The following is a 21,871-nucleotide window of genomic DNA, read 5'->3' as shown; positions in this document are numbered from 1 at the left end:
GTGAATGTTGGCCGCTGGGCACAACTACCATGCCAGTTCAAACTGTGGATATTCTTCCATGTCGCGAATTACCGGGGCCCCTTCCTATACGTTGCGTTTGGAAGCGTTTTGCACGGTTTATGCGCTTCCCGGTCGCCAAAGGCCTGAGGGACAAAACAGCGCTTGTACGCAATGGCATCGTTTTTGACAAGGCGCGGCCTGTTTCACATCAACGATTACATATGGACGGGAGCAACATCAGCCGGTTAAGGATTTTTACCTGGCACATTCATGGGAGTTATCTTTATTATCTTTCAAAGGGCAATTATGACATTTTTATCCCCGTCAACGGCACCCGGAGCGAGGGCTATTACGGGCGTGGAGAGACATTTCCTTTCGGCCCCAATGTGGTCGAAGTGGACGCTGCCGACGTGCGTAATATGGAATTCGACTGTATCCTGTTCCAGTCGGAACGGAATTACCTGATTGACCAGCACGATATTCTGGCCGACTGGCAAAAGCAGCTTCCGCGCGTCTACGTGGAACACAATACGCCTGTGCAGCACCCTACCAACACCCGGCACGTAATGACGGACCCGGCCGTGAAAATGGTGCATGTGACCCATTTCAATAAACTTATGTGGGACAATGGCGGCTCGCGCAACGTGTGCGTCATCGAGCATGGCGTATGCATTCCGGCAGTTTCCTACCGTGGCGATATTCCGCGCGGCATTGTGGTGATCAATCACATCGAGCAGCGCGGACGGATCACTGGCTGGGATGTCTTCGAGGAAGTCCGGAAGCAGGTGCCGTTAGACCTGATCGGCATGGGGACCAGCGGCTCGGGCGGGCTGGGGGAGGTGCTCAATCCGCAGTTACCGGAGTTTATCAGTCATTACCGCTTTTTCTTCAACCCGATTCGGTACACCAGCTTTGGCCTCGCAGTTTGCGAAGCCATGATGACCGGAATGCCCGTGGTCGCGCTGGCTACGACCGAGTATGTGACCGTGATCAAAGACCGCGAATGCGGACTGATCGACACGAATATCGACCGCCTTATCGAAGGAATGAACCGCCTCATTGCCGACCCGGTCTGGGCGCGGCAGCTTGGCGAACAGGCCCGAGAAGTGGCCAGCAATAAATTCAGCATTACCCGGTTCGTGACGGATTGGGAAAGCACTTTCAGACAAACTATTCAACACAATTATGAAAAGGGAAATAGCATTTATCAGTGAGCATGCCTCCCCATTGGCCGTATTAGGGGGAGTTGATAGTGGCGGACAAAATGTGTATGTAGCCGAACTCTGTAAATCGCTCGCGAAGTTGGGTTATGTGATCGACATTTTTACGAGAAAGGACAGCGCCGGGCTTCCCGAGATCGTTCAATGGCTGCCGGGTATCCGCGTAATACATATCGAGGCCGGGCCGGCTACGGATGTACCGAAAGAGCGCTTGCTGGGTTTTATGGATGAATTCGGCAAGAACATGATCAGCTTCATCAAGCGATTTCATATGGATTATGAATTGATACATGCCAATTTCTTTATGTCAGGACTGGTGGCATCGTACGTGAAGCGGCGGCTGGGCATTCCCTATGTGATTACGTTTCACGCATTGGGGAAAATCCGGAAGCTGCATCAGAAAGAGCAGGACGCCTTCCCCGAGGAGCGCCTGGGAATCGAACAGATGATCGTCGACGATGCCGATTATATCATTGCGGAATGCCCGCAGGATAAGCAGGACCTCGTGGAACATTATCAGGCCGACCCGTCGAATATTTCCATTATACCCTGTGGTTTCAGCAGCGACGAGTTTCATCCGGTAGCCAAGTCGATAGCACGCCGGCAATTGGGTTTGGAAAAGGACGAACTGGTATTGCTGCAACTGGGCAGGGTGGTGCCCCGCAAAGGGATCGATAATGTGATCCGCTCGCTACGTTACCTACGCGACATTCCCAAACTGCGATTGCTCGTTGTCGGAGGAGCTGCGGACGTCCCCGATTTTGAAAAGGATCAGGAGTTTATCCGCCTTCGTGACATTGCCCGGGCTGAGGGCGTTTTGGCACAGGTCGAATTTACCGGTCGCCGAAACCGGCAGCAGCTCAAACAATACTACCAGGCGGCAGATTTCTTTATTTCCACGCCCTGGTACGAGCCCTTTGGCATTACCCCGCTGGAAGCGATGGCATGCGGTAAGCCGGTTATAGGCTCCGCAGTAGGAGGGATCAAATACACAGTTAAAGACGGTGAAACAGGCTTTTTGGTGCCGCCGCATGATCCTGAGGCATTGGCACTGGCTGTTCGGGAGGGTATTTCGTGTCCCGACAAATACCGGGCATTGTGCCGCAATGCGCTCAAACGCGTACATGCGTATTTTACCTGGGAGCATGTGGCGCGGAAAGCCGACGATCTCTATCATCGCATCAACCGGCGTACCGTGTCGCGGCCAGCCGCTTCCCTGCTTTACATGCGTAATGCCGGCGTTATGCGGCACGCCGACTACCGCAATAGTATAAGAGCCTATGCAGTACCACGTTAACAAGGCGGTTTTTCTGGATAAAGACGGCACGCTGATCCGGGACGAACCCTATAATGTCGATCCCGCCAAGGTTGTTTTTGAGGATGAAGTATTCGAAGGCCTGCGGACTTTGCAGGCCGACGGATACCGCCTCGTGGTGGTATCGAACCAGCCCGGCCTTGCGATGGGTCTATTCTCAAAAATAGAGCTGGATGTGCTGATACGGTATTTCGAAGATGTTTTCGCAGAGAATGGCCTGGTGCTTTCCGGGTTCTACTACTGCCCGCATTGGCCTGCTTCTGCTGAAAATGCATGCGAATGCCGGAAGCCCGAGCCGGGCTTGCTGATTCAGGCAGCCTCCGACCTGCATATCGACCTTGCACATTCCTGGATGATCGGAGATATTCTTAATGATGTGGAAGCGGGTAACCGGGCAGGTTGTCGCACAGTCCTGATCGACAATGGAAACGAGACGGAATGGTTGGAAGGCCCGTACCGGGTTCCGCATTATACCACGCGGCATTTCAAGGATGCCGCCGACTACATTACCAGCCAAACTGTTGCCGAAAATGATTGAACATAAGCCATTGCGGCATATACTTTGCATCCGCGCCGATAATATGGGCGACGTTATCATGTCGTCGCCGGCCATGCGCGCACTAAAAGAGACCTTCGGAAGCCAAGTTACCTTACTCACTTCCCGGGCGGGGGCATTAGTAGTCCCTTATCTTGATTGCGTGGACGGGCTGATTACAGCCGATTTGCCCTGGGCAGGGCATGCCGTGGCGACAGATTACGACCTTCCCGCATTGGCGAATGAAATCGCTTCGATGCATTTCGACGCAGCCGTCATTTTTACTGTATACAGCCAAAGCGCGCTTCCGGGCGCCATGCTCGCGTACATGGCGGGCATTCCCATGCGCATTGCATACGCGAGGGAAAATCCTTATGCATTACTCACTACCTGGCTTCCCGACGATGAACCCTACGAGCGGATCGGCCATCAGGTCGAGCGCGACCTGCATCTGGTTCGCAGCATCGGTGCCGACGTTACTGATGACCGGCTTTTTTTGACCCGGCATACGCATATGCTGGCCGGATTGAAGGATAAACTGTCTTCTATTCCGATTCGTCAAAATGTGCCTTATCTGGTGCTGCATCCCGGTGTTTCGGAGGAGAAACGGAAATATCCGGCAGAACTATGGGTTGAAACCGGCAGGCTTTTGAAAGCGAAGTTTGGTTTACCACTGCTGATATCAGGATCGGCATCGGAGAAAACGCTCGCGGATTCTATCGCCGCAGACATTGGCAATGGTGCCCATTCGGTTGCCGGCGCACTATCGTTGGGTGAGTTCATTGCGTTGATTGCCAACGCGACTTGCGTAATCTCCGTAAATACTTCCACAATACATATTGCGGCTGCCGTGCAAACGCCGGTGGTTGTTTTATATGCTCAAACCAATCCGCAGCATACGCCCTGGAAAAGTCCTCACGAAGTGTTGCCCTTTTCTGTTCCAGCTCACTTGCAAAGCCGTAATGCCGTTATCCGGCACGTTGCCGGGCACTTGTATCGCGAAATAACTCCTTATCCGGACCCGTCTGACGTAATAGGGGCGGTGGAGCGGCTGCTTAGTTCAAAGGCGGCGCATCCGGTCCTGATTGAACAGGCGCGTTACTGACACGCTTGCCTTTAAACAATGCATTCAATGACGATTGCCAGTTGAGGAGCACGTCAATGACAAAGAAATCTCGCAAGTTGCTGCGAATACTTGTCCGCAGAATGCGCTTGACAATGCTTTTATGTACCTCACCTTCCTCCCGCACGCGCGGCAGCAGCTGGATAGCCAGCACCGTAAGCACCGCCCCGATCAGGAAAAGGAAATTCCATTCGTGCAAGAGCAATAACCGGAAGCTTTTTTGGAGGGTAGGGCCCGTCCATTCGGCCATAATGCGCAATTGCCGCAACGTAAAGTAATCGGCCAGGAAGCCGCCGATCATGGGCGCCAGGGATGAAAAGACGGAGGTAATGATGTTTTTGACTGAAAGGTAAATGATGGCTTCTTTTGATGGCGCCAGTTTGAGCCCGATGTTGGTCAATGCGAGGTTGATCCCCGCATTACTGGCCCCGCTCAGTATATGAATGAGCGCGAGCAGGACCATGTTTGAAATGAGGTTATAATAAATTCCTACAAAACACCACGCGATCACGCACAGCAGGTACAGCGGCGCACAAATGGCGATAATCGTCTTGTTGCTGTAACGATCGGCGAACACCCCCCATAACCCGATCGTGAGAATGCTGCTCAGTTGGCTGAGGATCGTCAATGGAACGATGTAGAGCAGCGTGAGTCCGAGGGTCTTCAGCATAAATACCGTAAAGAACGGCGTTGCGATATTCACCGCGAAGAGCCAGGCCGAATTAAACACCAGCAGTTTTCGGAAATTGAGGTCTTTCAGCGGGCGCACAAACATTCTGAGAATATTGTCGCGGTCCAGAATCGACATAGGTTCCGGGACCGTGGAGAGTAGCCACGCTCCGGAGAGGCCGATGATACCAGCCAGCGCGAACATGATCGAATAGGTGGTCAGTTCAAACTGGGGATAGTTTTTACGGATATTATCAACCGCAATCGCCAGTATAATGCTCAGGATCACGTTCAGTATCTGGGCATACCGGCCACGTTTCGAAAAATAAACGCCCAGCATTTCGCCGGGGACGAGATCTTTCATCCAGGCATTCCAGCTTGGCCCTGCAATGGAGCCGAACAGGTAAAAGAAGAAGAGAAAAAACAGCAGCAGATTTACCGGGGCTTCCTTTCCAAACACAAACGGCAACAAACCGATCAGCAATAGCGGTACCCGTGCCAATATGGAGCAGATCACCGACACCGCGCGCCGGTTGTTGTACTTGCGAATCAGCCAGATGGATGTGAGCTGAAATACATTGGTGAATGTCGGCAACGAGGCCAGTAAGCCGATCTGAAAGTTGTTGGCGCCGAGTAGCAATGCGAATGCAACCAGAAAGGTTCCACCGGTGAGGGTGGTCATGGCCTCAGTAGTCAGGCCTTCTTTCAGAATGGTATTCAATCCGCTGTGGACCTCCTGTTCGGAGAGTCGTTCCTTAGGTCTGAAAATCATAGGCGTGAATGGATTCGACTCAGTACTAACCCCGCGTTAGGGGTTTAAATCGGGCAAACCCGTAAATAAGCGTGCCACATTGACCGCAGGTAGGTTAATACCTGGCGGCGATCAAGGCATGCCAGCCGGCGCCTGCGATTCGGCCAGTTTTTTGATCATTTCGAGTGCGTTCACCCAGCAGTCCGACACTCCGTTATAGAAATCGTCTTCCACAGTGACCTCAACCTGCATCCTGACCGATCCGTTTTCGGGCGTCAGAAGATACTGTTCAAAGAACTCCCGGCTCTCCACTGCAGCGTCACTTGTATAATCCTCTTTACCGTTGGTGATGATACCGACGTTCTGCATGCGTATTTTTTCAAAAGGCCGGACCTCTCCGATCCGGGTGATCAAACCGGTTTGAGAACCATCGACGAAAATTGCCTTACTTCCTTCCTGCCAGTCGGTGTGCGCGATGCTCCTCTTGCCCAAAGCGGTAAGCCAAATGCTATTGTATTGCGCGTCAGTGATAACCCGCCAGATTCTGTCGGCGGGTGCCTGTATGGAAATTGACTTTTGAACGAGCTTGCGTGCCATAGGGATTAGTACGAAGTTCTACATTGCAGGAGAATTCAGGCGTCACAGCCATTCCCCATTGATAGGGCGGTATTGTCTTTTGTACCGTTAGTCAATGTGAGAAACCGGTGTAATGGATGCATTACGTAGCCCTTCCTACTTATTGAACGTTTTGACAATTCGTTTAAAGAAGCTTACAACTATGGCCACCAGTAGACCAGCTATTATTCCAAGCACGAATTCTTTGATGATGTCCGGAAGACCTGGATAAACGTCGTGTAAGAATTGAATGTTATGCGCAAATATACCGCCTGCAACCAGTAAAAGTGCCAAAGTCCCTACCACGCCCAGGACACGGATGATAACCGGTAACCCCAAAACAAGCGCATTCCCAACCTTTGCAAGCGGTCCGGAGTTATTTGTTCTGCGAATGAGGCTATACCCTAAGTCATCCATCCTGACAATCAATGCTACAATCCCGTACACCCCGACAGTGGCAATCAAAGCGACCGCAGAAACGGTGATGATTTGTATCATCGATTGTTGGGTTGCAACAGCACCCAGCGCGATGATTACAATTTCAACGGAAAGGATAAAGTCTGTTGTAATGGCTGATTTGACTTTGGCCCCCTCCTGTTCCGCTGCGGGTATTTGCGGCTTTTCCTGCATTGCTGCCACGGGTGTACCGTGTTTGGGTTTAATGAAAAATTCTATGATTTTTTCGACCCCTTCGTAAGCCAGGTAACATCCTCCTAAAATAAGTATGTAGGTGATGGCTACCGGAGCGAACGCGTTGAGCAGGAGCGCGATCGGGACGATAATTAGTTTGTTTATCAATGACCCTTTGGTAATCGCCCAAAGGATTGGGAGCTCTCTTTCTGCCAGAAATCCAGTTGCCTTTTCTGCATTAACCGCCAGGTCATCCCCTAAAATTCCGGCTGTCTTGCGTGTAGCCATTTTGGTAGCCAACGCGACATCGTCCATAAGTGCGGCTATATCGTCGAGTATTGCGAAAAATCCTGATGCCATTTAAAACAGTTTACTGTCCCAACCTCTCGTAGGTAGGGTAAAGTAAATAACCAAGAATCGTTCCAACAAACTTTTAACAAGTTTGTATTCTTCCTATAACGTGTGGTTTCCCCTCTTGCGGCATTGCGTCAAGGTTACATCCCAACCCGGCTACCAGCCCGGTAACCATCTCGGGGAAGCGAGAGGATATTTGAAAATATTCGATAGTTGCGGGCGGCAGGTAATGCAAATGAGATTCAATGCTGAGAAAGCGACTATTCCGATCAGTGTCCTGCCAGCGGGACCTACGTTCTTGTATCTGATAGCGGTTTGAATTCCAAATTTGTGAAGAATTAGAAGTGGATGATTAAATGCTGCCAAACAGTAGCCATTAACTTCATTGCTCGGTTTCTTTGGAAGTTTCAGATGATCGCCTTCTGTCCCGCTAATTGTCCCGAAAACGAAAAACGCCCCTGCTGTTACCAGCAGAGGCATTTTGCAGAGAGGAAGAGATTCGAACTCTCGATGCAGTTACCCACATACTACCTTTCCAGGGTAGCCCCTTCAACCACTCGGGCACCTCTCTATCGGGGTGCAAATATAAGGAAGAGATTCTTGTTTCCAAACCCTGCGCCCAAATCAAATACTCATTTCTCCGCGCAATGGTTTGCCGAGCAGGTCGATGCAGGCGCCGCCGGGACGTTCGCAGGCGAAAACGTACATCATTTTGGTGATGGCGGCTTCTGCGGTAATGTCTGAGCCGCTGATGACGCCGATCTGTTGCAGGAACTTGCTGGTTTGGTACTGGCCTTGCGCTACGCGGCCGCCGTCGCATTGGGAGACGTTGAAGATCACGATGTCGCGCTCAATGGCGTTGCTGATCGCATTCAGGAACCAGGGCTCAGTGGTGGCGTTGCCGGCGCCGTAGGTTTCGAGCACAATACCGCGCAGGCCATCGATGTTCAGGATCGATTCCACGACCCGCTGGCTGATGCCCGGGAACATCTTCAGGAAGGCCACATTACTGTCGAAGCTTTTGTGGACTTTTAGTTTCAAGCCGGGTTTGTAAGGCTTAATGTACGGCAGGTTGTATTCGATATTTACGCCTGCATTCGCGAGTGCGGGGTAATTTTCGGAATGAAATGCATTGAAATCCGAGCTTTCCTTCTTTTTGGAACGGTTACCGCGGAGCAGGTTGGAATTAAAATAAATGCAAACCTCTGTGATGATCGGATGCCCTTCTGCATTCTTGGCCGCGGCGAGTTCCAACGCGGTAATCACGTTCTCGCGCGCGTCCGAGCGGGCCACGCCTATGGGCAGCTGCGCGCCCGTGAGGATCACGGGTTTGTTGAGGTTTTCGAGCAGGTAACTCAACGCGGACGCCGTGTAAGCCATCGTATCAGTGCCGTGCAGGATCACAAAGCTGTCGAACTGCTCGTAATGCTCCTCAATAATGGTCGCCAGTTCGATCCAGATCGACGGATGCATGTTCGATGAATCAATCGGTTCGGAAAGCGAGAGGAAGGTAATGTCGAAATCGAGCCGACTGATTTCCGGCACTTTCTCGATGATCTGCTGGAAGTTGAATGGCACGAGCTGCTTGCCTTTCGTTTCGTACACCATCCCGAGTGTGCCTCCCGTATAAATTACAAGGACGGAACCGGTGGTAGGTTCGGGAGAAATGGGGTTGATGTGTATTTTGGTATAACTCATTAGGATAGTTTGTTGAGCATGCTTTTCGCGTTCGCGGTAGTGGCGGCGATCACGTCGGCTTTGGTCATTTCTTTCAAATCGGCTACGCGCTGGGCTACGAGGTCGATATAGGCGACTTCGTTGCGTTTGCCGCGGTAGGGGACGGGCGCAAGGTAGGGCGCGTCGGTTTCGAGTACTAAATGTTCGATGCCGACATGTGGGATCACTTTATCCAAACCTCCATTCTTAAATGTAGCCACGCCTCCGATACCAAGCTTGAAACCGAGTCCAATGGCTTTCCGCGCTTCTTCCAGCGTGCCGGTGAAGCAATGAAAAATGCCGGTCAATGCAGGATCGGCAAAATCTTCGATGAGTTTTACTGTTTCCCAAAACGCGCTCCTGCTATGAATGTCGATCCAGAGGTTGTGCCTGCGGGCGAGGCCGCATTGGTATAAAAATGCTTTTTCCTGCTGTTCTTTAAACGTAACGTCCCAGAAAAGGTCCATCCCGATCTCCCCGATGGCGATAAACTCATATTTGCCCAGCCATTCCTCCATGATCTGCAATTCTTTTTCAAAACCTGCCTTCACATAAGTTGGGTGCAGGCCGATCATCGGGAGGCATTTGCCGGGGTATTTTTCGGCGAGTTCGAGCATGCCGTCGATGGTCTCGTGGTCGCAGTTGGGCATCCATATCTGCTCGATACCGGCATTCCAGGCACGGTCGAGCATTGCAGTGCGGTCTTCGGCGTAATCGTCGCTGTATATGTGGGCGTGCGAATCTATCATTTTGGGGCTGTAAGCGATTTTATGCTTTAAGCTATAAGCCGTAAGCTTTAAGCTTTTTTATTATTGGGTTATTTAAATGGTTAGCTACGCAAAACATGAAGTGCCTAATGCTTACAGCTTATAGCCTAAAGCTTATAGCTTATAGCTTACAGCATTTTCAACGCTTCAAACCTGTACCCTCGTTCCGTAAAAGTTTCCAGATACCTCGGTAATGCATAAAGCATATTCTTTGATGCCTTAATGCTATCGTGAAATAGCACGATAGAGCCGGGCCGGGTGTGTTGAATGGATTTTTTTAAACAAATTTCAGGGCTGATTTCGGCGGAAAAGTCGCCGCTGAGCACGTCCCACATGATGATCTGCTTGTCCCGCAAAACCACCCTCGACTGGCTTTTCTTAATGCGGCCGTAAGGCGGGCGAAAGAGTCTGGTTTCGAGGTTCAGCTGCTCAGTGCATTGCCGGATATTTTCGAGGTAAATTGCGTCTTCGGTTTTCCAACCGTTCATATGGTTGAATGTGTGGTTACCGATCGAATGCCCGCCATTTCTGACCATTTCGTACACGTCGGGGTGTTTGAGCACATTGTTGCCAATGCTGAAAAACGTGGCTTTTGCATTGAATCTGTCCAGCAGTTCCAGCACATTTTCGGTAATGTCAGGAATAGGCCCGTCGTCGAACGTCAGGAAAATGCTTTTCTCTTGCGTAGGAATATGCCAGGTAAAACCGGGGAAAAATGCTTTCAGCCAGAATGGAGAATGATGCAGGAACATGCTGTCGATGAAATTTGCACTTCAAATATAAAGGGATATAAAACAAGAAGCTGCCGGTTGGGGCAGCTTTCTTGCAATAACAATATATAGAGGCTGGCTTAAATCTTGTGTCAATTACGCATGCGCAAACACAGGATTCAACATCGATACAGCCTTGGCTTCGAGGAATGACTCGCCCATCAGGTACTCGTCTACCGAACGTGCCGCTTCCCGACCTTCGCTGATCGCCCATACCACGAGCGATTGTCCACGGCGGCAGTCGCCGGCTGCGAAAATCTTCTCGTTGGAAGTCGATTGGTACCCGTTGGTTTTGATGTTGCCGCGCTCATCGAATTCCAGGTCGAGGTCGTTCAACAAGCCTTCTTGCTGCGGGTGCAGGAAGCCGGCTGCCAGGAACGCCAGGTCGCAAGGAATGGTACGCTCGCTGCCTTCCACTTCTCTCATTTGCATACGGCCCGTTTCAGGGTCTTTCTGCCAGTCGAGATCGACGATTTTCAATGCGGTCAGGTTCCCGTTCTCATCACCGATGAATTCTTTGGTGTTGATAGACCAATGTCTGTCGCAACCTTCCTCGTGCGAGGTCGATGTGCGGAGCATCATCGGCCAGTTTGGCCAAGGCGTGCTCGCATCACGCTCTTTCGGAGGAATCGGCATGAGTTCGATCTGCGTAACGGATTTCGCACCGTGACGGCCCGAAGTACCCACGCAGTCGGAACCTGTATCGCCACCACCAATGACCACTACGTGCTTGTCGGTAGCGAGTATTTCGCCATTCGCATATGCTACGCCGCGGTGATCTACTATCCGGTCGATACCCGCTACGCGCTTGTTCTGCTGGCTCAGGAATTCCATCGCGAAGTGAACGCCTTTGAACTGACGGCCCTGGATTTTTACGTCACGGGGGACAGTCGATCCAACGGTCAGAAGCACCGCGTCGAATTCATTTTGAAGTTCTTCGGCTTTGATATCCACACCTACATTCACGCCGGTACGGAATTCAACGCCTTCCGCTTCCATGACGGCAAGACGACGGTCGATAATGCTTTTATCTAGCTTGAAATCAGGGATACCATAGCGTACCAGACCCCCGATTTTATCCGCTCTTTCGAGCAATACTACCGAGTGACCAGCCTGGTTGAGCTGATAAGCCGCAGCCATACCCGCAGGTCCTGAACCTACCACCGCCACTTTTTTGCCGGTGCGGGTTTTCGGGATGCGTGGTTTGACCAAACCCAATTCGAATGCTTTTTCGATGATCGATTTCTCGATGTACTCGATCGCTACCGGCGGCTTGTTGATACCCAGTACGCAGGATGCTTCGCAAGGAGCTGGGCAAATGCGTCCTGTGAATTCAGGAAAGTTGTTGGTAGACGCTAATATTTCGTAGGCCAGTCCCCAGTTTTCATCATACACCGCGTCGTTGAACTCGGGGATGATGTTGCCCAGCGGACAACCATTATGGCAAAAAGGAATTCCGCAGTCCATACAACGGGCTGCCTGCTGTTTGGAATTAGAGTCGGTCGGTGCGGTTTCAATCTCACGGTAGTCTTTCAGACGCTCTTCTACGCTTCTTTTTTTCGGCAACTCCCTTTCAAACTCTAAAAATCCGGTTGGTTTTCCCATTCTTATTACTGATTTAAAAAATTCTGATAGTTGATCTTGAAACTGAAAATTACTGGTGTACCACGTCTACGACGATGTCTTTGTACACCACGTTCTTGTCGGCAATTTGCTGTGCGAGCGTGATACCGCGTCCTTCCAGTGCTTTGCGGAAGTCGGATGGCATTACTTTCACAAATTGCTTCACAGATTCTTCCCAGTTCTGGATCAGTTGGAAAGCGATGTTGCTGGTCGTGTACTGGAAGTGTTTATCCAGGTACTCGCGCAGGATGCCTTTGTCTTCATCCGTAAGCGCTTCCAGCGACACCATTTCTTTATTCACTTTCTCTTCGAAGGTTCCGTTTTTGTCGAGTACGTAAGCCACACCGCCGGACATACCTGCCGCGAAGTTGCGGCCAGTTTCGCCGAGTATGATCGCCAGACCGCCCGTCATGTATTCCAGACCGTGGTCGCCGACACCTTCTACTACCACCTTCGCACCCGAGTTACGTACGCAGAAGCGCTCGCCCGCGGTTCCGCGGATGTAGGCATCACCCGAAGTAGCCCCGTAGAATGCCACGTTACCGATGATGATGTTCTCTTCCGGCTTGAACTTCGCATCTCTGTCGGGGTACACGATCAGTTCGGCGCCGCAAAGGCCTTTTCCGAAGTAGTCGTTCGCGTCACCTTCCAGTTCGAGGCGTACGCCTAAGGTGTTGAATGCACCGAAGCTTTGGCCCGCTGTACCGCGGAATTTGAAGTGGATATTGCCGGTTGGCAAGCCCACACCGCCATATTTCTTTGAGATTTCATTCGAAAGCATGGTTCCCACCGACCGGTTGAGGTTGTTGATCGGGAATTCTGCGTAAACCTCATCCTTGTTCTCCAATGCGGGCTGCGCCGAACGGATCAGGTCGAGGTCGAGAATGGCGTCGATACCGTGATCCTGCTCTTCCTGCTTGAATTGGGCTACCGAAAGGTCGCCTTCTTTGTACAGGATCGCGTCGAAGTTCAGGTTTTTGTATTTCCAATGTTTGATATCATTGCGCAGTTCGAGGTACTGAGCCTGACCAACCATTTCATTGACTGTTCTGAAACCAAGCTGGGCCATAATCTCGCGCAACTCTTCCGCCATGTAGGTAAACATGTTCACCACGTGCTCAGGCTTGCCCGAGAACAATGCGCGGAGTTCTTTGCGCTGCGTGGCCACACCCACCGGACAGGTATTGAGGTGGCATTTACGCATCATAATACAGCCAGCGGCAACCAATGCAGCGGTTGCTACACCCCATTCTTCGGCACCGAGTAATGCGGCGATCGCGAGGTCGCGGCCGGTACGGAGCTGTCCGTCGGCCTGAACGGTTACCCGTCCGCGCAATTTGTTGCGTACCAATGTCTGGTGCGTTTCGGCCAAACCAAGCTCCCACGGCAGACCCGCGTGGCGGATCGAGCTCAATGGAGAGGCACCGGTACCACCGTCGTAACCCGAGATCAGGATGTGGTCGGCGTGTGCTTTCGCTACACCGGATGCTACGGTTCCTACACCGGCTTCCGACACCAGCTTCACGCTGATACGTGCGGCGCGGTTGGCATTTTTAAGGTCGAAAATCAGCTGCGCCAAATCCTCGATCGAGTAAATGTCGTGGTGAGGAGGAGGGGAGATAAGCCCTACACCCGGCGTCGAGTGACGGGTACGGCCGATCCAGTCGTCCACTTTGAAGCCCGGAAGCTGACCACCTTCACCCGGCTTGGCACCTTGCGCAGTTTTGATTTGCAGCTCTCCCGCATTGCTCAGGTAATGGCTGGTTACACCAAAACGTCCCGAAGCCACCTGTTTGATCTGCGAGTTCATGCTGTCGCCGTTCGGCAGCTTGTTGTAACGCAGTTCGTCTTCGCCGCCTTCTCCGGAGTTGGACTTACCGCCAATGCGGTTCATCGCAATCGCCAGCGTCGTGTGCGCTTCCCAGGAAATAGATCCGAAGGACATCGCACCGGTAGCGAAGCGTTTGAAGATATTTTCAACCGGCTCTACCTCGCTCAATGGAATCGGGTTGCCTTTTTTGAATCTCAAAAGTCCGCGTAATGTCAGCGCCTTGTGGCTCTGGTCGTCGATCAGTTTAGAGTATTTCTTGAACTGCTCGTAGCTTCCATTGCGGGTAGCTTGTTGCAGCAAATGCACCGACTGCGGGTTGAAAATGTGCGCTTCACCACGTTGTTTCCATTGGTAAACACCACCCACTTCGAGTCTTGGCTTTTGCTCCGCGCTCTCGTGGTAAGCCACTTTGTGACGCACCAGGATCTCGCGCGCAATCTCAGGAATACCCATACCGCTGATACGCGAAATGGTTCCTGTGAAATATTTGTCGATTACGTCCTTGTTCAAGCCCACGCATTCGAAGATTTGCGCACCCTGGTACGATTGCAGGGTAGAGATTCCCATTTTCGAGAATATCTTCAAAAGCTCCTTGTTAACGGCCTTGATGTAGTTGTAATGCAGTTTTTCGTCAGTGAACTCGCCTTCGATCATGCCCTTGCGGTTCATGTACGAAAGCGTTTCGAATGCCATGTAAGGGCAGATACCCGCAGCGCCGTAGCCGATCAACGTCGCTACGTGATGGGTTTCCCAGACATCTCCCGCTTCCACCAACAGACCTACCTTGCCACGCAATCCTTCGCGGATCAAATGGTGGTGAATGGTCGCGGTGGCGAGCAATGAAGGGATCGGTGCGTGGTCAGAGTCGATGGCGCGGTCGGAGAGGATGAGGATCTCAAATCCGTCTTCAATCGCGTCTACCGCGTAACGGCAGATTCTTTCCAATGCTCTTTCCAGCGCTTTTCCGCCCTGGTCGGCACGGAAATAGGTATTAATGGTTTTGGCCTGGAAGCCGTCTTTATCTACAAAACGCAGCTTATCGAATTCCTGCACCGAAAGGATCGGATGCGGCAATGCGATCTGGCGGCAGTGTTTTGGAGTCTCGGTCAGAATGTTCTCGGTGCTGCCTACGAAAGAGATCAGAGACATAATCGCACGCTCGCGAATCGAGTCGATCGGCGGGTTGGTAACCTGTGCGAAAAGCTGTTTGAAATAGGTAGACAAATGCTGAGACTGATCCGAGAGAACTGCCAGCGGAGAATCGGTACCCATTGAACCGATCGCTTCCATACCCGTCTGAGCCATGGGCCCGAGGATCATGCGTAGGTCTTCCGAAGTATAACCGAATGCCACCTGGCGTTTCAGCAATGCATTCTCGTCGTATGCGCGGTAAGTGCGGATCGGGTGATCGAGCGCGTCCACGTGCAGCTTATTTTCATCCAGCCATTGCTGGTAAGGCTGCGCGGTACAGATTTGCTTCTTGATTTCTTCGTCAGGAACAATGCGGCCCTGCTCCATATCCACCACGAACATACGTCCGGGTTGCAGGCGGCCTTTGGTCACAACTCTCGACTGATCCACTTCCAGCACACCCGCTTCCGAACCCATGATGATGGTATCGTCGTCGAGTACCCAGTAGCGCGACGGGCGCAGACCGTTACGGTCGAGCGTAGCGCCTACCATTTTACCGTCGGTGAAAGAGATCGACGCCGGACCGTCCCACGGCTCCATAATGGCAGCGTGGTATTCGTAGAATGCCTTACGTTCCGGGTCCATCTGCTCATTGCCGTCCCATGCTTCGGGGATCAGCATCATCATCACGTGTGGTAATGAGCGGCCAGAAAGGTGCAGCAATTCGATCGCATTGTCGAGGTTGGCGGAGTCGGACTGATTCCTGTCGCAAATCGGCAGGAGCATATCCATTTCTTCTTTGGTGAAGAATTTCGACTCGAACGATTTTTCCCCGGCGCGGATCCAGTTCACGTTTCCTTTCACGGTGTTGATCTCCCCATTGTGCGCAATGTAGCGGAACGGCTGGGCCAGCTCCCATGAAGGGAAGGTATTAGTAGAAAAACGCGAGTGTACAACTGCCAATGCAGATACGACCGATTCGTTTTCCAGGTCCGGGAAGTAATATTTCAGCTGGGCAGTGGTGAGCTGTCCCTTGTATGAGATGGTACGGCATGAAAGCGACGAGAAATAGAAGTTTTTCGCGCCCTTTACCGTGTCTTTGATGATTCGTGCAGAAACCTGGCGGAGGATGAACAGCTTGCGTTCAAACGCCATATCGTCCGTAATGTCGTCCGGACGTTTAATGAAAACCTGCTCTACTGCCGGTTCAACGGAGAGAGAGCCTTCACCCAGGGTGTTGTTCAGGGTAGGTACCTTTCGGTAGCCGAGCAGTTGGAGGCCCAGCATCTTGATCTTTCGGTTCAGGATATCCCTGCTTTCCTCCCTGGCAAGCTCGTTGCCCGGGAAAAAGATCATCCCCACACCATACTCACCTGCCGGCGGCAAGTGGAAGCCTAACTTGGTAGATTCTTCTACAAAGAACTCGTGAGGGATCTGAATTAAAATACCAGCACCGTCTCCGGTGTTAGGGTCAAAACCAGTTGCACCCCTATGCTCCATCCTTTCGAGCATATGAATGGCATCAGCCACGATCTGGTGCGACTTACGACCCTTGATGTTAGCCCGGAAACCGATTCCACATGCATCATGCTCAAATTCCGGGCGGTACAGTCCCTGATTTTCTACCATTTGTTCAGACATTTGCGACATTTATCGAATTGTAGGTAATTAACAAATTCGTAATTAGAATCTGTTTAAATAAGCACTTTAAAAGGAAAGCGAAAACGCCAGTGTGTGATGTTTTGGGTAAAGCCACGCAATATACCCATAAAAAATATTTGGCTTATTATGGGAATGGCAAAATTTTCTATCACTAATATGCATTTGGCCGAATTATTACAATTATTATCAAAATATTGATAAACATGTAACGAATACCCGTATTGGTTACCATTTTGGAAAGCTGCAAACGTCGTTTTCTGTGCCTTGGAGGATTACAAAAAGCGCCTAAGGAAAATATAAAAAATGTAAGAATGGCATCAAAAAAACGTCCCGCCGGATATCGGCGGGACGTTTTGGTAAGTGACTGAAAATTATACTATTCAAATATTAAGGCTCTTTCGATTCGCTCACACCTTCGTAATCTTCGTCGTCATAATCGTCATCGCCCGCACCGAACTCGTTTTCAAGGCTGTGCATGAAAACAGCGTCGATCGCCTCCTCTTTGGTGGGCAGAACGGTGAGGTCGGGAATACGCAGGTCTTCCAGCGTGTCCATGAAATCGTCGTCGCGGGTTACGATCACGAGCAGGCCGAGGTCGTTCGCGCAGAGGCGGTTTACCTTCTTTAATGTCGTGATTCCTGTCGCGTCCAGTGACTTTACAGTCTGCATGTTTACAATCAGGCTGTGGTAGCCTTCGCGGAAGAGGCCACGCGCCGTTTCTTCAAACGCTGCGGGCACATCACCGGCGAAAGCGGCTGCATCCGTTTCGATATAGACGTATTGTTCTTTCTTTTCCAGTTTAAAATCCATTTCGGTTGTCGTTTCGTCAAACAATTTTTTGCTAAGTGAGTAGTCCGCCTCAGGCAATCGCACGCAAAATGGCCTTCTCAATCCTTTCGAGCGGGTGGTCCAGGTTGTTTTTCTGAAACTTCATGCCCGTCACTTTCTCGAACAGCTCGATGTAGCGTTCGGAGATCGAGTTTACTTTTTCGTCGGTCATTTCAGGCACAGTCTGTCCTTCCTTGCCCTGAAAGCCGTTCTCGATGAGCCATTCCCTTACAAATTCCTTGCTAAGCTGCTTTTGAGGCACGCCGGCGCGCTGATTTTCCTCATAGGTGTCCTTGTAGAAGTACCGTGAGGAATCCGGTGTGTGGATTTCGTCGATCAAATAAATCGTGCCATCCAGCTGGCCGAACTCATATTTGGTATCCACCAGGATCAGGCCCTGATCGGCCGCCATTTCGGTTCCTTTCGCGAACAAGGCGAGCGTGTAACGCTCGAGGTGCTCGTATTCGTCCTCGCTCACGAGCCCTTGCGCGAGGATCTGCTCGCGGGAAATATCTTCGTCGTGGCCTTCATGTGCCTTGGTGGTAGGCGTAATGATAGGCTGGGGGAGTTTGTCGTTCTCTTTCAGACCTTCGGGCAATGCAACGCCGCACACTTCTCGTTTTCCGGCTTTGTATTCGCGCCAGGCATGGCCTGCCAGGTAACCACGTACGACCATTTCCACCGGATAGGCCTGGCATTTGATACCAATGCTCACATTCGGGTCCGGCACCTCTTCGAGCCAGTTGGGCACGATGTCGGAAGTGGCGTTCAAGAAATGCGCGGCGATCTGGTTCAAAACCTGTCCTTTATAAGGGATAGCGCGCGGCAGGATCACGTCGAATGCCGAAATGCGGTCGGTGGCGATCATCACCAGACGTTTTTCAAACGAATAAACGTCACGGACCTTCCCTTTATAAAAGCCTGTCTGGCCGGGGAACTGGAAGTTGGTTGCTGGTATACTGTTCATTAGATTATGGGTAAAATTACCACTCGATTTCGCTCTTTTGTCCCGGTTTCGCATTGTACTGCTTGCGCCGGAGCTGGTAAATATATTGGGATTCGTTCGATTTCATGGCATCTAGGATTGCCCTCGCCTGTTCTTCGGACATGTTCATGGCCTTGAGACTTTTGAGCAATTCTTCCTTTTTGACATCCTCGCTCACCTCGCGTATTTCCTGCGGGGGAGCCGGCGGAGGTGCCGGTTGTACCTGGTTTGTCTGCTGCTGGTTCGACTGGCGTTTCCGCGTGGTCATGTCGGACTGCTGATCAACACCCGAGAAGCTCTTTTTCAGGATAATATAATTGGTCCTAGCAAGCGCATTGCCAGGTTCGAGGCGCAATGCGGTTCTCAGGTTTGTCAAAGCGCTGGCCGTATCTTTTCGGTTGACAAGGATCAATGCGAGCTGTGCGTTTGCTACCGAGGCAATGCTGTTGTCCTCAATATCGCTCAGTAGCCGGTAATGTTTCAAAGCCTGCTTGTAGTCGCCTGCCTTATATAATGAATGGGCCAGGTTCAGCCTTGCAGCGGGATCCGAAAAGATCGAGCCGTAGGTGATTTGCCGGTACAGCTCGGCCGATTTCGTAAACTCTTTTTTCCGGAAGGCTTGCTCGGCATCCAGCTTTCTCTGGTTTGCCTTGGTAATGGAATCGAACGTACGGTTATCCCAAAGCCAGAGCAGGACATAAAGGATCAGAGACGTCATATCGGTTCACATTTGCGTGCAAAAATAGGGAATTGCGCTCAGAGTCGGAACGTTCCGATAGTAATTAGTACGTCGAGCAAGATCAGTACCAGCGCCGCGCCCAGGAAATAATAGTACTTGTTGGAAACAACGGTGATCGTCCGCGAATCCACCAATGCGCCTTCCGCCTGGTTAATGTCGCTGATCATCTTCTGGACGTCGTTTTTTGAATTGTTGAGTTCATAATAAGATCCGCGGGCCGAATTAGCGACACCGCGCAGGAAATTCTCATCCAGTTTGCTGATCACCAGTTTGTCGTTCTTGTCCATAAGAGGCTTGCCGTTCTGCTGAATGCTGATGCCCACCTTCGTGCCCACGGCCACCGAATATACCCCGATCCCGAAGCGGCGTAGATTATTGAACAATGCATTGCTGCAACTTGAACTGTTCTCCCCGTCGGTGAAAAGCACCATCATCTTGGCGCGGCTCGTCGGGTTGGCTGCGTTCATCAGCTTGTTGTAGGCCATTTCAATGGCGCCGCATATATTGGTGCCATTAGTCGGGAGCAAATCCGTTTGCAGCGACTGGATGAACAGTTCGAGCGCGGCCGCGTCGTACGTGAGCGGTACGTGAATGTACGCGTCGTTTGAAAAAATAATGATCCCGATCCGGTTCGCCCGCTCGTTCTCGACGAAGCGGTTCAGCTCAAACTTTACCTTTTCCAGGCGCGAGGGAGTCACATCTGCCGCGTCCATCGACTTCGAAAGATCTACTACCATAAATATATCCTTGCCCTTTGCCTGAATATCGCGTTCGGCCTCCCCGAAGGACGGCCCGAGCAGACTAACGATCAAAAGAGAGAAGGTAATACTGCGTAAAAAGAGTTTAATGATGAGTGTCCGGGCAGTCGTTTGAAGCTGTCGGGCTACCCGGACAGTACGTATTATATAGGCTGTGTAAGCGAAAATGAAAAAAAATATAAAAAAATATTCGGTGCTCTCAAAGGGGTAATTCCAGTTCATAATGAACGTATTGTGTGATTTAAACTTGGGCAAAAATAGGCATTTCGCGCTTCTGGCGAAGTTTTTTTTCTTTCAATGTTTGCTTTTCTGAAAACGAACCAGCTATATTTGCACCCAAGAACGACGGACGAAGGAGGGATGGGTGAGTGGCTGAAACCAGTAGTTTGCTAAACTGCCGTACTCGCAAGGGTACCGCGGGTTCGAATCCCGCTTCCTCCACGCGGTTTCCGAACGTTCGAAAAAGTGCTCTTTCTTAAAGTAGAAGGAGAAAATTATCGGGGAGTGGCGCAGTCCGGTAGCGCATCTGGTTTGGGACCAGAGGGTCGCAGGTTCGAATCCTGTCTCCCCGACAGAAAAGATAAGGCAGTAAGCCGTAGCAGTGCAAACTGTGAATCGCTGACTGCCTATTTTTTTAGAATAAAGTTTAAACTTGAAATATCGGTCCCGTAGCTCAGCTGGATAGAGCAACTGCCTTCTAAGCAGTAGGTCTTTGGTTCGAATCCAAACGGGATCACTTCAAAATCAAGCACTTAGATTAGTTTCTAAGTGCTTTTTTTGTTGCATAACCCCACTCACGGCTTCGAATAAGAAGAAAACACAATTTTTTTGTCGGCATTATAACGAAGCATCCATTGTTCTCCCCGGCCGTTATCGAGCCAGAAAATGTAGCTTGTAACCCCCTCGTATTCATTCCGGTAGCTTCTCATCAGGTTATAACCTACATCCAGTCCGAAATTGAGGAAGTGAGAGGGAGCTCCGAAAATGTCAGTAAAGGTCGCTATCTCTTTTCGCGTCAGGTTAGTATCGAAGTTACGCCCCGTGAAATCTTCATTGTATTGCCGGATCTGATTAAAACTGCCTACCCATGTCAAATTGTAATCCTGATCGAAGAGCAGGCTTTGTGAATCAACTCCCAGAAATCTGACAATAACATCGTATGTTTTTGTCCCATCGAGGTTAATGTAGACGGTAGCTCCCCCGAATTCGAATTCGTTATTTCGGGCGATCATCTGCCTGGTTTCTTCATTGAAATTAGTGAGCGTATTAACAAATGCAGGATTGGGCTTGCTTCGCTTTTGGATAAAATCGATAATCGGATCCGGCAGGTCGTTGATGTTTTTAATATAGTACCATCTTGGATAAGGAGACATGTATATCGACGACACGCCAAAGGATGCCACAAAATCCATTCCGTTTAACCGGTAGTTTACCGCAGGATTAGAGACATATCCGTCGAACAGAGTAATGGTCCGGTAATCCGAGATCGTGCCTCCCTTTATCGTGGAATTTTGAAGTCTGCTGACCAAAGAGTCCGGTATTTGCTCCCCGCTTGTTCTGGCCGTGGAAATGATTTCGGTATTATTGACAATGGCCGAATACCGTTCATCATCCACGGTGAATGCGAATTCAAACACCTTCCCTTTTTCAACGACCTTGCCCGATAAGTTTTGGGCATCAGGATATTTCTCGAAGACTAAACGCTGGATTTGCCCGGAAATGGCCGGATCCTGGTTTGGAGCGGCTTCTTTCATTGTACAACCATACATGAGTGGAAGCAGGATCAGTGCAAACAATGTTAGCCGACAGGAAATGGGATGATGTTTCGATGAACAGCGTGCAGAATTCG

General features: G+C 50.9%; 17 protein-coding genes and 4 tRNA genes. 7 read left to right on the top strand and 14 right to left on the bottom strand.

Annotation, left to right across the window (positions count from 1 at the left end):
* The first annotated feature begins 119 nt into the window (after positions 1-119).
* The 4 genes from ACQ4MZ_RS22645 to ACQ4MZ_RS22630 are packed head-to-tail and all read left to right on the top strand — an operon-like array spanning position 120 to position 4,175.
* Positions 120-1,214, top strand: a complete 1,095-nt coding sequence (locus tag ACQ4MZ_RS22645; protein ID WP_430848781.1) for a glycosyltransferase family 4 protein — start codon at positions 120-122, stop codon at positions 1,212-1,214.
* Positions 1,186-2,517 (top strand): glycosyltransferase family 4 protein, encoded by a 1,332-nt coding sequence (locus tag ACQ4MZ_RS22640; RefSeq protein ID WP_430848779.1) that lies wholly within the window; start codon positions 1,186-1,188, stop codon positions 2,515-2,517. The genes ACQ4MZ_RS22645 and ACQ4MZ_RS22640 overlap by 29 nt, the downstream gene beginning before the upstream one ends.
* Positions 2,501-3,073 (top strand): D-glycero-alpha-D-manno-heptose-1,7-bisphosphate 7-phosphatase, encoded by a 573-nt coding sequence (locus tag ACQ4MZ_RS22635; RefSeq protein WP_430848777.1) that lies wholly within the window; start codon positions 2,501-2,503, stop codon positions 3,071-3,073. The genes ACQ4MZ_RS22640 and ACQ4MZ_RS22635 overlap by 17 nt, the downstream gene beginning before the upstream one ends.
* On the top strand, positions 3,066-4,175 hold the full coding sequence (locus ACQ4MZ_RS22630) for a glycosyltransferase family 9 protein (RefSeq protein ID WP_430848775.1): 1,110 nt from the start codon (positions 3,066-3,068) through the stop codon (positions 4,173-4,175). The genes ACQ4MZ_RS22635 and ACQ4MZ_RS22630 overlap by 8 nt, the downstream gene beginning before the upstream one ends.
* Here the strand turns inward: ACQ4MZ_RS22630 and ACQ4MZ_RS22625 are convergent.
* The 13 genes from ACQ4MZ_RS22625 to ACQ4MZ_RS22565 form a co-directional block, all read right to left on the bottom strand.
* Positions 4,126-5,634, bottom strand: a complete 1,509-nt coding sequence (locus ACQ4MZ_RS22625; protein ID WP_430848773.1) for an MFS transporter — start codon at positions 5,632-5,634, stop codon at positions 4,126-4,128. The two genes, ACQ4MZ_RS22630 and ACQ4MZ_RS22625, sit on opposite strands and share 50 nt — an antisense overlap.
* Before the next feature lie 111 nt (positions 5,635-5,745).
* Entirely contained in the window at positions 5,746-6,210 is a 465-nt protein-coding gene (locus ACQ4MZ_RS22620; RefSeq protein ID WP_430848771.1) for an SRPBCC family protein, read from the bottom strand.
* 135 nt (positions 6,211-6,345) lie between these two features.
* Complete coding sequence (locus ACQ4MZ_RS22615; protein ID WP_430848769.1) at positions 6,346-7,218, bottom strand: DUF808 domain-containing protein; 873 nt, start codon at positions 7,216-7,218, stop codon at positions 6,346-6,348.
* A 478-nt stretch (positions 7,219-7,696) separates the two neighbouring features.
* Positions 7,697-7,783 (bottom strand) — tRNA-Ser (locus ACQ4MZ_RS22610).
* A gap of 53 nt (positions 7,784-7,836) precedes the next feature.
* Positions 7,837-8,910, bottom strand: a complete 1,074-nt coding sequence (locus ACQ4MZ_RS22605) for an asparaginase (protein WP_430848767.1) — start codon at positions 8,908-8,910, stop codon at positions 7,837-7,839.
* Complete coding sequence (locus tag ACQ4MZ_RS22600) at positions 8,910-9,677, bottom strand: TatD family hydrolase (RefSeq protein WP_430848765.1); 768 nt, start codon at positions 9,675-9,677, stop codon at positions 8,910-8,912. Before ACQ4MZ_RS22600 ends, ACQ4MZ_RS22605 begins: the two co-directional genes overlap by 1 nt.
* A gap of 146 nt (positions 9,678-9,823) precedes the next feature.
* Complete coding sequence (locus tag ACQ4MZ_RS22595; RefSeq protein WP_430848763.1) at positions 9,824-10,447, bottom strand: polysaccharide deacetylase family protein; 624 nt, start codon at positions 10,445-10,447, stop codon at positions 9,824-9,826.
* A gap of 114 nt (positions 10,448-10,561) precedes the next feature.
* Positions 10,562-12,070 (bottom strand): glutamate synthase subunit beta, encoded by a 1,509-nt coding sequence (locus ACQ4MZ_RS22590; protein ID WP_430848761.1) that lies wholly within the window; start codon positions 12,068-12,070, stop codon positions 10,562-10,564.
* 49 nt (positions 12,071-12,119) lie between these two features.
* A complete protein-coding gene (gene gltB, locus ACQ4MZ_RS22585) occupies positions 12,120-16,700 on the bottom strand; it encodes a glutamate synthase large subunit (protein ID WP_430848759.1) in 4,581 nt (1,526 codons plus the stop codon).
* A gap of 399 nt (positions 16,701-17,099) precedes the next feature.
* Entirely contained in the window at positions 17,100-17,522 is a 423-nt protein-coding gene (locus ACQ4MZ_RS22580) for an STAS domain-containing protein (RefSeq protein ID WP_430848757.1), read from the bottom strand.
* A 49-nt stretch (positions 17,523-17,571) separates the two neighbouring features.
* The gene (locus tag ACQ4MZ_RS22575; protein ID WP_430848755.1) at positions 17,572-18,507 is read right to left on the bottom strand and encodes a phosphoribosylaminoimidazolesuccinocarboxamide synthase; all 936 of its coding nucleotides are present in this window, start codon (positions 18,505-18,507) and stop codon (positions 17,572-17,574) included.
* Positions 18,508-18,523: 16 nt separating this feature from the next.
* Positions 18,524-19,243: a tetratricopeptide repeat protein gene (locus ACQ4MZ_RS22570; RefSeq protein ID WP_430848753.1), complete on the bottom strand. Its 720-nt coding sequence runs from the start codon at positions 19,241-19,243 to the stop codon at positions 18,524-18,526.
* Between the two features lie 38 nt (positions 19,244-19,281).
* Entirely contained in the window at positions 19,282-20,076 is a 795-nt protein-coding gene (locus ACQ4MZ_RS22565; protein WP_430848751.1) for a vWA domain-containing protein, read from the bottom strand.
* Between the two features lie 300 nt (positions 20,077-20,376).
* On the opposite strand from ACQ4MZ_RS22565, the gene ACQ4MZ_RS22560 reads away from it, so the two are divergent.
* From ACQ4MZ_RS22560 to ACQ4MZ_RS22550, 3 genes are all read left to right on the top strand, one after another.
* A tRNA-Ser gene (locus tag ACQ4MZ_RS22560) sits at positions 20,377-20,463 on the top strand.
* 57 nt (positions 20,464-20,520) lie between these two features.
* Positions 20,521-20,594 (top strand) — tRNA-Pro (locus tag ACQ4MZ_RS22555).
* 90 nt (positions 20,595-20,684) lie between these two features.
* Positions 20,685-20,758: transfer RNA gene (locus tag ACQ4MZ_RS22550), tRNA-Arg, on the top strand.
* Positions 20,759-20,816: 58 nt separating this feature from the next.
* Here the strand turns inward: ACQ4MZ_RS22550 and ACQ4MZ_RS22545 are convergent.
* The gene (locus tag ACQ4MZ_RS22545) at positions 20,817-21,776 is read right to left on the bottom strand and encodes a hypothetical protein (RefSeq protein ID WP_430848749.1); all 960 of its coding nucleotides are present in this window, start codon (positions 21,774-21,776) and stop codon (positions 20,817-20,819) included.
* Positions 21,777-21,871 lie beyond the last annotated feature (95 nt).

The sequence above is a fragment of the Dyadobacter sp. BHUBP1 genome (genome assembly GCF_050587785.1).
Taxonomy (GTDB): Bacteria; Bacteroidota; Bacteroidia; order Cytophagales; family Spirosomataceae; genus Dyadobacter.
The sequence above is the reverse complement of the archived record's forward strand: the minus strand, read 5'-3'. Positions and strand labels throughout refer to the sequence as shown.

Bases quoted from the DNA above. Each gene is read 5' to 3' on its own strand.
- ACQ4MZ_RS22630 (WP_430848775.1), top strand. From the start codon at position 3,066: ATGATTGAACATAAGCCATTGCGGCATATACTTTGCATCCGCGCCGAT.
- ACQ4MZ_RS22590 (WP_430848761.1), bottom strand. From the start codon at position 12,070: ATGGGAAAACCAACCGGATTTTTAGAGTTTGAAAGGGAGTTGCCGAAA.
- ACQ4MZ_RS22640 (WP_430848779.1), top strand. From the start codon at position 1,186: ATGAAAAGGGAAATAGCATTTATCAGTGAGCATGCCTCCCCATTGGCC.
- ACQ4MZ_RS22635 (WP_430848777.1), top strand. From the start codon at position 2,501: ATGCAGTACCACGTTAACAAGGCGGTTTTTCTGGATAAAGACGGCACG.
- ACQ4MZ_RS22620 (WP_430848771.1), bottom strand. From the start codon at position 6,210: ATGGCACGCAAGCTCGTTCAAAAGTCAATTTCCATACAGGCACCCGCC.
- gltB (WP_430848759.1), bottom strand. From the start codon at position 16,700: ATGTCGCAAATGTCTGAACAAATGGTAGAAAATCAGGGACTGTACCGC.
- ACQ4MZ_RS22575 (WP_430848755.1), bottom strand. From the start codon at position 18,507: ATGAACAGTATACCAGCAACCAACTTCCAGTTCCCCGGCCAGACAGGC.
- ACQ4MZ_RS22605 (WP_430848767.1), bottom strand. From the start codon at position 8,910: ATGAGTTATACCAAAATACACATCAACCCCATTTCTCCCGAACCTACC.
- ACQ4MZ_RS22545 (WP_430848749.1), bottom strand. From the start codon at position 21,776: ATGAAAGAAGCCGCTCCAAACCAGGATCCGGCCATTTCCGGGCAAATC.
- ACQ4MZ_RS22625 (WP_430848773.1), bottom strand. From the start codon at position 5,634: ATGATTTTCAGACCTAAGGAACGACTCTCCGAACAGGAGGTCCACAGC.
- ACQ4MZ_RS22580 (WP_430848757.1), bottom strand. From the start codon at position 17,522: ATGGATTTTAAACTGGAAAAGAAAGAACAATACGTCTATATCGAAACG.
- ACQ4MZ_RS22570 (WP_430848753.1), bottom strand. From the start codon at position 19,243: ATGACGTCTCTGATCCTTTATGTCCTGCTCTGGCTTTGGGATAACCGT.
- ACQ4MZ_RS22600 (WP_430848765.1), bottom strand. From the start codon at position 9,677: ATGATAGATTCGCACGCCCACATATACAGCGACGATTACGCCGAAGAC.
- ACQ4MZ_RS22595 (WP_430848763.1), bottom strand. From the start codon at position 10,447: ATGTTCCTGCATCATTCTCCATTCTGGCTGAAAGCATTTTTCCCCGGT.
- ACQ4MZ_RS22615 (WP_430848769.1), bottom strand. From the start codon at position 7,218: ATGGCATCAGGATTTTTCGCAATACTCGACGATATAGCCGCACTTATG.
- ACQ4MZ_RS22645 (WP_430848781.1), top strand. From the start codon at position 120: ATGCGCTTCCCGGTCGCCAAAGGCCTGAGGGACAAAACAGCGCTTGTA.